Source organism: Chelatococcus reniformis (genome assembly GCF_014640075.1).
In the GTDB taxonomy this organism is placed as follows: domain Bacteria; phylum Pseudomonadota; class Alphaproteobacteria; order Rhizobiales; family Beijerinckiaceae; genus Camelimonas; species Camelimonas reniformis.
Genome location: NZ_BMGG01000008.1, coordinates 396,484 through 407,611 on the forward strand (window position 1 = coordinate 396,484; position 11,128 = coordinate 407,611).

Below are 11,128 nucleotides of genomic sequence, written 5' to 3' on the forward strand. Positions count from 1 at the left end.
CAGTGCGCGCCGGGGCGTTCCTCAGGCTCCGAGGACCGGCACCGCGAACAGCCGCTGGGGCGTGGCGAAGCCGCGCAGCGAAAACGCGCCGAGCGGCGTCAGCTGCTCGGGCGCGTGGTGGGCGAACTCCTGGGAGGCGATGATGGGGTGGCCGAGATCCGCCGTCATCCCCTCGATGCGAGCCGCCAGGTTCACCGCCGGCCCGATGCAGGTGAAGTCGAGCCGGTTGCCACCGCCGACGTTGCCCCAGAGCACGTCACCGAAGTGCAACGCCAGGCCGTGGCGAAGATCCGGCGCCTTGGCGGCCAGCTCCGCGCTGGCCTGGCGCGCCGCCCGCAGGGCAGCGGCGCACGTCGCCGCCGCAGCGGCCTCGACGCCCGCCGGAAAGATCGCCAGCAGCCCGTCACCCAGGAACTTCAGCACCTCGCCCCCATGCTCGGCGATCGCGGGCACCTGACAGTCGAAGTAGAGATTGAGGGTCGCCGTCAGCTCCGCCGGCGACAGGCGATCGGCGAGCGGCGTGAAGCCGCGCAGGTCCGACAGCCAGACGGCGGCCCGCACGCTCTCCGTGTCACCGCGCCGAATGTGGCCCGCGAGAATGCGCGCGCCGGCGTTCCGGCCGACATAGGTGTCGAGCAGTGTCGTCGCCGTGCGCCGCATGGCCCAGATCTCGGCCAGCCGCGCCAGCGGGGCCATGAGCGCCTCGAGGGCGGCGACCTGCGGGTCGGCGAACCCCTGGGGAGCCGCCGTCGCCCAGGTGCCGACCTGAACATCGCCATTGGTGAAGCGCAGCGGCATCGCCAGAAAGTCGGTGACACCCTGTTCGCGCAGATCCGCCAGGATGGGGAAGTCGAACGGGCAACCGGGATCGATCAGCCGCCGGCGCAGCCCCACGCCGGTGCGTCCCACGGCCGACACGGGGCTGTCGCGGAAGACGTCGCTGTCGCGGAAGGCCAGCGGCGCATCATTGATGCTCACGCCCTCGCCCGCCCGCCAGATCAGCGCCCGGCCCATGATGTCCGGATGCAGCATTTCCACGAAGGCCGCAGCTCGTGTCAGGGGCAGTCCGGCGGCCAGCAGCCGCTCGCAGGTGCCGGAAAGGACCTCCTCCGCCGCGGCAGCGCCAGGCGCGCCGGCGATCAGCCAGCGCATCACCGCCCCGGTGTCGGTCACGCCTGCCTCCCGGCTGCGTCGGCGCATGGCGCCGACGCATGGCGTCCTTCCCGCAGGCGCCGCAGCGCTCCGTGCTCAAGGATGTGGAGCATCTCGATCCGACCGGACGATGCCATCCGATGAAACGATGTCCGAGGCCCGGGGCCGATCCCGCCGGCCCTCGGACCACGCCCGGATCAGTTGTCGAGGAAGCTGCGCAGCTTGCGCGAGCGGCTCGGGTGCTTGAGCTTGCGGAGCGCCTTGGCCTCGATCTGACGGATGCGTTCGCGGGTCACCGAGAACTGCTGGCCGACCTCCTCCAGCGTGTGGTCGGTGTTCATGCCGATGCCGAAGCGCATGCGCAGCACGCGCTCCTCGCGCGGCGTCAGCGAGGCGAGCACGCGTGTCGTCGTCTCGCGCAGGTTCGACTGGATCGCTGCATCGATCGGCAGGATCGCGTTCTTGTCTTCGATGAAGTCGCCGAGGTGGCTGTCCTCCTCGTCGCCGATAGGCGTCTCGAGCGAGATCGGCTCCTTGGCGATCTTCAGCACCTTGCGCACCTTCTCGAGCGGCATGGCCAGCTTCTCGGCCAGTTCCTCCGGCGTCGGCTCGCGGCCGATCTCGTGCAGCATCTGCCGTGAGGTGCGGACGATCTTGTTGATCGTCTCGATCATGTGCACCGGGATGCGGATGGTGCGGGCCTGGTCGGCGATCGAGCGGGTGATGGCCTGCCGGATCCACCACGTCGCGTAGGTGGAGAACTTGTAGCCGCGCCGGTACTCGAACTTGTCCACCGCCTTCATCAGGCCGATGTTGCCCTCCTGGATCAGGTCCAGGAACTGCAGACCGCGGTTGGTGTACTTCTTGGCGATGGAGATGACGAGCCGCAGGTTCGCCTCGATCATCTCCTTCTTCGCCTGGCGGGCTTCGCGCTCGCCCTTCTGCACCATCATCACGATCTTGCGGAACTCGGCGATCTCGAGCCCCGTCTCAGCCGCCAGCGTCTGTATGTCCTGACGGATGGCGCGGATGCGGTCCTTCTCCTGGGCGACGAAATTCTTCCAACCGCGGGTGCCGAGCTTGGAGACGCGGAGGATCCACTTGGGGTCGAGCTCGGCGCCTTGCGACTGGCGCAGGAAGTCTTCGCGCGCCACGCCGTAGCTCTCGCCGAGCCGCAGCAGCCTGCTCTCCATGCCGATCAGGCGCTTGTTGATATCGTAGAGCTGCTCGACCAGCGCCTCGATGCGGTTGGCATTGAGCGACAGCGACTTCACGTCGGCGACGATCTCGTCCTTGAGCTTGCGGTACTTGCGCTCCTGGGCGGGCGACAGGCGCAGGCTCTGCAGCCGGTTCTCGATATCCTGGTCCTGCAGGCGGCGCAGGCGCTTGTAGGCGTCGGCGATCTTGTCGAACGTCTCCAGCACGCGCGGCTTGATCTCGGCTTCCATGGCCGACAGGGAGATGTTGTTCTCCATGTCGTCCTCGTCGAGATCGTTCGGCAGCTCCGGCTCGGCGATATCCGGCGCGCCGTCGGCCGCCCCTTCGGCCGCAGCCTCGCCCGCGGCGCCGTCACCACCGATCTCGACCGGCGAGTTCTTGGCGTCGGGACCGGCGTAGGTCGCCTCCAGGTCGATGATGTCGCGCAGCAGCACCTTGCCTTCGACGAGTTCGTCGCGCCAGATGATGATGGCCTGGAAGGTCAACGGGCTTTCGCACAGACCGGCGATCATGGCCTCGCGGCCCGCCTCGATGCGTTTGGCGATGGCGATCTCGCCCTCGCGCGACAAAAGCTCGACCGAGCCCATCTCGCGCAGGTACATGCGGACGGGATCGTCGGTGCGCTCGGACGGCTCGCTCTTGGTCTCGGTCTTGACCACGACGGCGCGCGGCTGCGCCTCCACGAGTTCGCCGCCCTCGGCCTCCTCCTCCTCGGACTCGCCCTCCTGGGCCTCCTCACCCTCGTCCGACTCGACGACGTTGATGCCCATCTCGGAAAGCTGGGACAGCACGTCCTCGATCTGCTCCGAGTTGAACTCCTCCGGCGGCAGAACCTCGTTCAGCTCGTCGTAGGTGACATAGCCGCGCTTCTTGGCAAGCTTGATCATCCGGCGGACGCCGGCGTCGGTCAGATCGAGGAGCGGTCCGTCCGCCTGCGGCTCCGCGGCCTCCGGGGCGTCGTCCCGCTCTGTCGTCTTCGTTGCCATTCGCTCACGCTCCAACTTCGGCCGCAGTGCGCCTGCGGCATCGGGCGCTTTCGCGTCCCTCTGAATCAGGATGCATGCGGGGCGCACCGCCCCACATGCATCCTGACCGATGCACAACCTGCGGTATGAGCCCATTCGGTCCATGCCGCATCCCCGCAGCGGACCCAAGGTCCGGCCGCAGGCTCCGATCTACCCCTGGCCCCAGCACAGCAGGGCGGCGCAGGCCCCCTTGCCCGGCCACCCGATCCATGCTCGATACGCGAACGGATGTCGAATCGTCCGACAGGATATGGCGTCCGCCGATCCGTTCCGACACCCCCTGGCCGGCGAAGCCGCGACCGGCTTCCTGGCGAGCAGGCCGCAGGGGCACCTCGTCCCGGACCAACCGCCGCCGGGCGCTTCCAGAATCTGTCCCGATCAGATGGGCCATCCGCGCGGACCATCCCCAACTCTTTGAATCTGGCTGGCTTCATTGCGAACGGGCGAGCCCGCTCGCTGCGAAGCGCTCTAGCCGCAAGAGAGTTAACCTCTCCTTGCGACGGTATGCCACCGACACTCCTTCATATACGCAGATGGCCGTGGTGACCGAAGCCGTCGATGTCGGCCTCCGTGCCCTCTAAAGAGGTAAGCTGCATCTTCACGTCCCGCAGCCAGGCGAGATTCGCCTCACTCTCGTCTTCGGCGAGCGCGCGCTCGGCTGCCCGCAGCTCGCTATTTAGCGCGCCGGCGCGGCGATGCAAGACCATGACTTGCCGCAGCATTTCCTCCGCGTCGGCCGGATCCGCCTCCGGATCGAGCGCCCAGGTGTCGCCCGGACGCAGCAGCAGCCGCAGACGGGTCAGCGCGTCCTCGAGCCCGGCCCGCCGCACCTGCGCCCGCAGCCGCTCGGCCAAGCCGTCGGCGGGGTCGGGCCCACCTTCGTCATGGTGCGAGGCAGCGCAGTCGATCAGCTGCGCGGCAAGCTTGCGTGTCTCGGCGCCGGTGAACTCGATCTCGGCGAGTTCTTCGCAGTGGCGGGCCAGCAAGCGCGGATGCGCCAGCAGAACCAGCAGAATCAACGCCTCGCGCGGCTCGTCCGCGGGCTTGGTCCGCAGGAAGAGCGGGTGGCGGGAGAGCGCCGCGCTGGCGCGCAAGGGCGCGCCGGCACCGACCGAGGTGCCCAAGCCCCGGCGGAAGCCGCCCGCGGCGGGGCGCGAATCACGTCCAGCCCGGCCCTGATTGTAGCCGGAGCGGCGTGTGGGCCCGCGCGAATCGGGAATCAGCGCCGCGATTCGGCCGTTCATCTCGGCGCGGTAGTGACGCCGCACCGTCTCATCCTGGATGGAGTTGATGATTTCCCGCACGCGATGCTCCAACGCTGCCCGTTGGTCGGGGGTATCGAGTGGCGTTGCCTCCGCTTCGCGCGCCCACAGCAGCTCGACCAGGGGGCGTGCCGCCGCCACGACGGCGCGGACCGCCGCCGCACCCCCGTCCCGTAGCAGGTCGTCGGGGTCCTGCCCCTCCGGCAGGAGGGCGAAGTTCACCGACTTGCCCGGCGTCAGCAGCGGCAGCGCCAGGTCGATGGCCCGATAGGCGGCGCGGCGCCCGGCCCTGTCGCCATCGAAGCAAAGCGTCGGCGCATCGGCTGCCCGCCAGAGCAGCCCGAGCTGTTCCTGCGTCAGCGCGGTTCCCAGCGGTGCGACCGCCTGCGGAAGCCCCGCCCGCGTCATGGCGATGACGTCCACATAGCCCTCCACCACCACGATGGCCGCCGTGTCGGCGGGGCCACTGCTCACCGGCCCGCCGCGAGCCGTCTTGCGCGCCTGATGGAAGTTGTAGAGCAGCGATCCCTTATGGAAGAGCGGCGTCTCGGGGCTATTCAGGTACTTTGGCTGCACGTCGGCCGCCATGGCCCGGCCGCCGAAGGCGACGATTCGGCCCCGAGCATCGGCGATGGGGAACATGACGCGGTCGCGGAACCGGTCATAGGGGACGGCGATGTCGTCGCCGCTGACCAAGAGTCCCGCATCGATCATCGGCTCGCGGCCGAAGCCCTTGCTCGCCAGATAGTCGCGCAGCGCGAAGCGGTCGGCAGGAGCATAGCCGAGGCGAAAGCGGCTGCGCACGTCGGGCCCGAGCTCGCGGCCGTCGAGATAGGCGCGGGCGCGGCCGCCGCGGCTGCCGCCGAGCTCGGCTTCGAAGAAGGCCGCGGCCAGCTCGAGCGCCTCATGCAGCCCTTGCCGGCGCTCCTCGCGCCTGGCGTCATCCGCGGTGAGCTGCGGCAGGGCGATGCCGGCCTCGGCCGCCAATCGCTCCACCGCCTCGTTGAAGCTCAGCCCCTCCGTCTCCATGACGAAGGTAAAAATGTCGCCGTTCTTGCCCGACGAGAAATCGAAATAACGCTGCTTGTCGTCGTTGACGAAGAAGGACGGCGTCTTCTCCGCGTTGAATGGCGAAAGCCCCTTCCACTCACGCCCGGCCTTGATCAGCCGCACGCGCTTGCCGACCACCGCCGTCACCGGCAGCCGCATCTTGATCTCGTCGAGAATGGACGGAGGGAAACGCATGGGCTGTCTGCTGTGGCCCCTCGGCGGGACGATCGCAAGATCGGATCATGCCCGGTTCGGCCACGCCGCTCCACTGCGAGCTGCGTCTGCCTTTCCGGCAGTTGGAGCGCCGGCTCGGGCCTGCGGGTCGGGAGCCTCGGTGGACGCTCGCAGCTGCGAGGCGGCGCACGATCGCGGCAGCGACCTCGCGCCGACGGAGATATCCCCGGTTTTCCCAGTTATCCACAGCCGTCATACGATTGTCGCGGTCGCCAACCTGCGGGCCCACAACGGATCGGCCCTGCCGCCGGCGCGGCCAGACGTCGCCGCGCAGGCCTCAGTCAGCCGGCGCCCAGCTCGTGCTTTACCACGGCGCTCGCCTTGGCGAAGTCCATTTGGCCGGCATAGCTGCCCTTCAGGCTGGCAATGACCTTGCCCATGTCCTTGATCGACGCGGCGCCGGTCTCGGCGATCGCAGCCTTCACCGCAGCGAGGATTGCCGCCTCGTCCATCTGAGCCGGCAGGAAGCTCTCGACGACGATGATCTCCTCGCGCTCCTGCTGCTCAAGCTCGGCGCGGCCGGCCTTGCCGTAGATATCCGCCGATTCCTGGCGCTGTTTGATCATCCTCTGCAGCAGGGCGAGGATCTCTTCATCGGTCGCCTGGCCCTTGCCGGCGCCGCGTGCCTCGATGTCCTTGTCCTTGAGTGCCGCCTGGATGAGGCGCACGGTCGACAGGCGCCGTTTGTCACCGCTCCGCATGGCGTCTTTCAGACTGTCGGAAAAGCGCTCGCGCAGCATGGCATTCTCCCTCGCCGGGTCGTCATCGTTGACGGTGGCTGGCACTGATCCTAAGTGTCCGGTGAAAGATGGGCGACGCCGCAGCTGCGAGCCGCCATAGCCCTCACAGCGCGATACGCCCGCTTCGCCGATCGTCGGAAGGTGTTCGCGCGCCCGCACTTAGGACGACCGCGATCATGGTTCAAGTCAACTCGACTGACGCCCGGGACAGCGACGGCTGGGCCGAGCCCATACCCACGGCGCTCCTGGTGCTGGCGGACGGCACGGTGCTGGAGGGCGCCGGCATCGGCGCAACCGGACAGAGTGCCGGCGAAGTCTGCTTCAACACCGCCATGACCGGCTACGAGGAGATCCTCACCGATCCCTCCTACGCCGGGCAGATCATCACCTTCACCTTCCCGCACATCGGCAACGTCGGCACCAACGAGGAGGATGTCGAGACCATCAACCTCGCGGCCAATTCGGGCGTGCGGGGCGTGGTGCTGCACGCCGACGTCACCGAGCCGGCGAGTTGGCGCGCCACGCGCCATCTGAATGCATGGCTCGCCTCGCGCGGCATCGTCGGCATCACCGGCATCGACACCCGCGCCCTGACGGCGCTGATCCGTGACCGCGGCATGCCCAACGCCATCATCGCGCACGCGCCCGACGGCGGCTTCGACATCGAGGCGCTGAAGCAGGCGGCGGCGGCGCTGCCGTCCATGGCCGGGCTCGACCTGGTGCCGGGCGTGACCAGCGCGCAACGCTTCGACTGGGACGAGACGTCCTGGCAGCTCGGCGACGGTTACGGCAAGCGGGGCGGCGCCAGATACCACATCGTCGCCATCGACTATGGCGTGAAGCGCAACATCCTGCGGCTATTCGCGGACCGCGGCTGCCGCGTGACCGTCGTCCCGGCAACGGCGAGCGCGGCCGACATCATGGCGCTCGAGCCGGACGGCGTCTTCCTCTCCAACGGTCCGGGCGATCCAGCCGCGACTGGCGACTATTCCGTGCCGGTGATCTCGGCTCTCCTGGACAGGAAGCTGCCGACCTTCGGCATCTGCCTCGGCCACCAGATGCTGTCGCTTGCGGTGGGCGCCAAGACCGTCAAGATGCACCAGGGCCACCATGGGGCCAATCACCCGGTGCAGGACCTGACCACGGGCAAGGTCGAGGTGGTGTCCATGAACCACGGCTTCGCCGTCGACCGCGACTCGCTGCCGGCCAACGCCAAGGAGACTCACGTCTCGCTGTTCGATGGCTCCAACTGCGGCATTGCGCTCACCGACATCCCCGCCTTTTCGGTCCAGCATCACCCGGAAGCTTCGCCCGGTCCGCGTGACAGCCACTATCTGTTCGACCGCTTCATTGCCATGATCGAGGCCGAGAAGGCCAAGGCGGCAGCCGTGCCCGCCTGACCAGGGCGTTGCGCCCTTGGATCGGGATCATCCGATGGCGCAGGTCTGCTCCAGTCCTATGCTAACAAAGCGATAGGGCGGCAGCTCCGCTCCTCTCGGAGCGCCTTGCACGCCGGCGGGGCTCGCATGCGCTGGATCGACTATTGGAACTCGGACAGCCCGATTTACGTCAGCGAGCGCCATAAGACGCTGCACTACCAGGGGATTGCGCGCGATACGGCTGCCCTGCTGGCCGAGCTCGGCGCGGGCGCCACGGCGCGCGTGCTCGACTATGGCTGCGGCGAAGCGCTGTCGGCCGAGCGCGTCGCCCGAAGCATTGGCGAACTGGTGCTCTGCGACGGCGCGCCCGCCGTTCGCGACCGGCTTGCGGCGCGCTTCAGCGGCGCGGCGCGCATCGCGGTGCGGTCGCCGGCGGAGGTCGCGGCCGAGCCACCGGGCCGCTACGACGTCATCCTCGTGAACTCGATGATTCAGTACCTCACCCGCGTCGAGCTCGACGGATTGCTCGCGCAATGGCTCCGCGGGCTCGCGCCCGGCGGCACGCTGGCGCTGGCCGACGTCATCCCGCCCGACGTATCGGCCGCCACGGACGCGCTCGCGCTCATGCGCTTCGGCGGGCAAGGGGGCTTCCTGGCGGCGGCTGTCGCCGGCCTGGTACGCACGACCTTCTCGGACTACCGCAAGCTGCGCGGCACGCTGGGCCTCTCCCGCTACAGCGAAGCCGAGATGACGGCCGCGCTGGAGGCAGGCGGCTTCGAGGCCCGGCGGCGCCGGCCGAACCTCGGCCACAACCAGGCCCGCATGACCTTCCTGGCGCGACCGACGGACGCGCCGCACGGCTGAGGACAGACCGGGTCAGGCTGCCGGCTGCGGCAGCTTCCGCGCCGCCAGCGCCAGCGCGATGAAGGCGACGCCTTCAGACAGCAGCTCGATGGCGACGAAGAGACCCAGGACCCAGAAGCCCGACCAGGGCCACTTGGCGAAGATGAGGATGCCGAGGAGCGCGGAGATGATGCCGCTGAACAACAGGATGCCCCAATTGGGCGCCGGCCGCAGTTGGAAGGCCATGACGATGCGCACGATGCCGACGGCGAGGAAAGCCGCGGCGATCAACAGCGTGAGGGTGACGGAGGCGAGGTCCGGATTGGCGATCACGAGCACGCCGGTGACGATGTAGAGCACGGCGATCAGCAAGTGCAGGGCGAAGCCTCCCCAACCCTTCTCGTGGAAGGCATCGATCACCTGGGCACCGCCGCCGACGAGCATCAGCGCGCCGATCCACAGCGCGGTGACAACGGTGAGCGCCGGCAGCATGCCGAGGCCGATGAGGCCGAGCACCACCATGATGATGCCGAGGCCGAGCAGCCAGCCCCAGTTGCGATGGAACCGCTTGGCCAAGGCCTCGGTCGGCAGTGCAGATGTCGGTAGCGTCATGGTCGGATCCTCGCCCCCGGCGGCAGTGCCGCCTCGCCCGCCAGTGTCGCTCGCACCCGGGCCCTCCCGCAAGCGTCCCGCGTGGGGCGGCGCGTCAGACAATCGGCGGGACGGCGAACGTCCACAGCTTGTTGGCGAGAAAGCTCCAGACCAACACCACCCCCGTGGTCGCCACCTGCGCCGGCAAATAGGGCAGATCGAGACGCTCGGTCAGGACGTACATGAACACTCCGGTGAGCGCGAAGCCGACAGCCGCCACCAGGGCAAAGCGCCAGGTCGCCTCGGCGTGGGGACGCTCGCTCTGCCAGGTCAGCCGGCGATTCAGCACGTAGGAGATGGCGCCGCCCGCCAGATAACCGGCGAGAGTGGCCGGCACGGGCCCCCACCCGCCGCGCTCGACCAGACCAATCAAGGTACCGTAGTGTGCGGCCGCCGCCACCAGGCCGACGACGACGAACAGCCTCATCTCCCGTGTGATGTCGGTCGGCTCGCTCATGCACCAGGGATCAAGCCGGTCGCTGTCCGGCCGTCAAGGGGCCGGCTCCCCGAGGTCCACCCGGGCGATCGATGCGGTGACGTGCGCGTCGGCCACGCCGCTCAATTGCAGCAGCAGCGGGCCGCCGCCCACCTCGAAGCGGACGCTCTTGCGCAGGCCCGCGCAGCCGCGCACGCCGGTATGCCCCTTCTCCGGCCGATACTCACCGGCCTCCAGCAGGTCGATCCAGCCCTCGGCCGAGAGCGTCACCTGGTAGAGGCCGGCCGGCAAGGGACCGAATGCCAAGGTGCCACCAAAGGAGGCAGCCGAGCGTAGGGCCCGCTCCGGCGGCCGCGCGAAGCGGACCTGCGCCATCGGCGCCAGAGCGGCCACGAAGGCGCCGGTCGGCAGGGGGCGGACGCTGCCGTCGGCGGCGAGGGTCGGCAGGTCCGCGGCGGCGAACCAGGCGATCTCGCGCATGAGCGGCCAGGCAAAGCGTGCGCACGGGCCTGCCGCGTCCGCATGCGCCGCGCCGCCCGCCGCCCAGAGCACCGCGAGAACCCCGGCGCCGCGGCGCCGGAGCCTGGCTGTCGTGCGGCGCCAACCTGAAGGCGCAGACTCCAAGCAGATCGACGGCATCGCACGACTCCCGATGTATCTGAATGGATATAACGACGGCCGCGGCGATGCCAGTGATCCGTCCCAGTCAGTCGGTGGCGATCAGGACGTCCGAGGACTTGATGATGACGGTCACGGCGGAACCCTCCTTGAGGTCGAGCTCCTCGACCGCTTCGCCGGTGATCGACGAGGTGATGATCTGGCCGCCGATATCGATCTTGACGATGTCGGTCACGGCGCCTTTCTTGATCGACTGAACCTTGCCCTTGATCTGGTTGCGTGCGCTGATCTTGCTCATCCCATCATCTCCAGCAAGCGCGGTATGCGCCCGAACAGGGATAGCCGGTGAGCGGGGACTGCGCCATCGGGGCGTTGCGGCCCCGCCGGGCTCGACCGACAGCAAGCCACCACCCCAGTGAGCCTGAAACGCGTGGGGCTGCTCGATCGCACGGCGGTCGGACCGGCGGCGTTTGCGCACGGCACCCTCGACGCGGTGGTGGCCGCGGCAGGCCGGCACGCT

The 11,128-nt window shown here is 68.9% G+C and carries 10 protein-coding genes; 2 read left to right on the top strand and 8 right to left on the bottom strand.

What is annotated here, in order from left to right; genetic code table 11:
* Positions 1-21: 21 nt before the first annotated feature.
* The 4 genes from IEW34_RS22525 to IEW34_RS22540 all read right to left on the bottom strand — a co-directional run bounded on the left by IEW34_RS22525 (position 22) and on the right by IEW34_RS22540 (position 6,681).
* Positions 22-1,173, bottom strand: coding sequence for an adenylate/guanylate cyclase domain-containing protein (locus IEW34_RS22525; RefSeq protein WP_244642142.1), 1,152 nt, complete (start codon positions 1,171-1,173; stop codon positions 22-24).
* Positions 1,174-1,349: 176 nt separating this feature from the next.
* Positions 1,350-3,356 carry an RNA polymerase sigma factor RpoD gene (rpoD, locus tag IEW34_RS22530; protein WP_188611455.1) on the bottom strand — a complete coding sequence of 669 codons (2,007 nt, stop codon included), beginning with the start codon at positions 3,354-3,356 and terminating at the stop codon, positions 1,350-1,352.
* A 560-nt stretch (positions 3,357-3,916) separates the two neighbouring features.
* Positions 3,917-5,902 carry a DNA primase gene (gene dnaG / locus IEW34_RS22535; RefSeq protein WP_188611456.1) on the bottom strand — a complete coding sequence of 662 codons (1,986 nt, stop codon included), beginning with the start codon at positions 5,900-5,902 and terminating at the stop codon, positions 3,917-3,919.
* A 320-nt stretch (positions 5,903-6,222) separates the two neighbouring features.
* Positions 6,223-6,681: a GatB/YqeY domain-containing protein gene (locus tag IEW34_RS22540; protein WP_188611457.1), complete on the bottom strand. Its 459-nt coding sequence runs from the start codon at positions 6,679-6,681 to the stop codon at positions 6,223-6,225.
* Between the two features lie 176 nt (positions 6,682-6,857).
* Between IEW34_RS22540 and carA the strand changes: the two genes are divergently transcribed.
* Both carA and IEW34_RS22550 read left to right on the top strand, forming a co-directional pair.
* A complete protein-coding gene (gene carA, locus IEW34_RS22545) occupies positions 6,858-8,081 on the top strand; it encodes a glutamine-hydrolyzing carbamoyl-phosphate synthase small subunit (RefSeq protein WP_188611458.1) in 1,224 nt (407 codons plus the stop codon).
* A gap of 126 nt (positions 8,082-8,207) precedes the next feature.
* Positions 8,208-8,924: a class I SAM-dependent methyltransferase gene (locus tag IEW34_RS22550; RefSeq protein WP_188611459.1), complete on the top strand. Its 717-nt coding sequence runs from the start codon at positions 8,208-8,210 to the stop codon at positions 8,922-8,924.
* 12 nt (positions 8,925-8,936) lie between these two features.
* Here IEW34_RS22550 and IEW34_RS22555 read toward each other — a convergent pair whose 3' ends face one another.
* The 4 genes from IEW34_RS22555 to IEW34_RS22570 all read right to left on the bottom strand — a co-directional run bounded on the left by IEW34_RS22555 (position 8,937) and on the right by IEW34_RS22570 (position 10,906).
* Positions 8,937-9,515 carry an HdeD family acid-resistance protein gene (locus IEW34_RS22555; protein WP_188611460.1) on the bottom strand — a complete coding sequence of 193 codons (579 nt, stop codon included), beginning with the start codon at positions 9,513-9,515 and terminating at the stop codon, positions 8,937-8,939.
* Between the two features lie 94 nt (positions 9,516-9,609).
* Positions 9,610-10,011, bottom strand: a complete 402-nt coding sequence (locus tag IEW34_RS22560; RefSeq protein ID WP_188611461.1) for a GtrA family protein — start codon at positions 10,009-10,011, stop codon at positions 9,610-9,612.
* A 33-nt stretch (positions 10,012-10,044) separates the two neighbouring features.
* The gene (locus tag IEW34_RS22565; protein WP_188611462.1) at positions 10,045-10,542 is read right to left on the bottom strand and encodes a hypothetical protein; all 498 of its coding nucleotides are present in this window, start codon (positions 10,540-10,542) and stop codon (positions 10,045-10,047) included.
* Between the two features lie 154 nt (positions 10,543-10,696).
* Positions 10,697-10,906 (bottom strand): TOBE domain-containing protein, encoded by a 210-nt coding sequence (locus tag IEW34_RS22570; protein WP_188611463.1) that lies wholly within the window; start codon positions 10,904-10,906, stop codon positions 10,697-10,699.
* Positions 10,907-11,128: the final 222 nt, after the last annotated feature.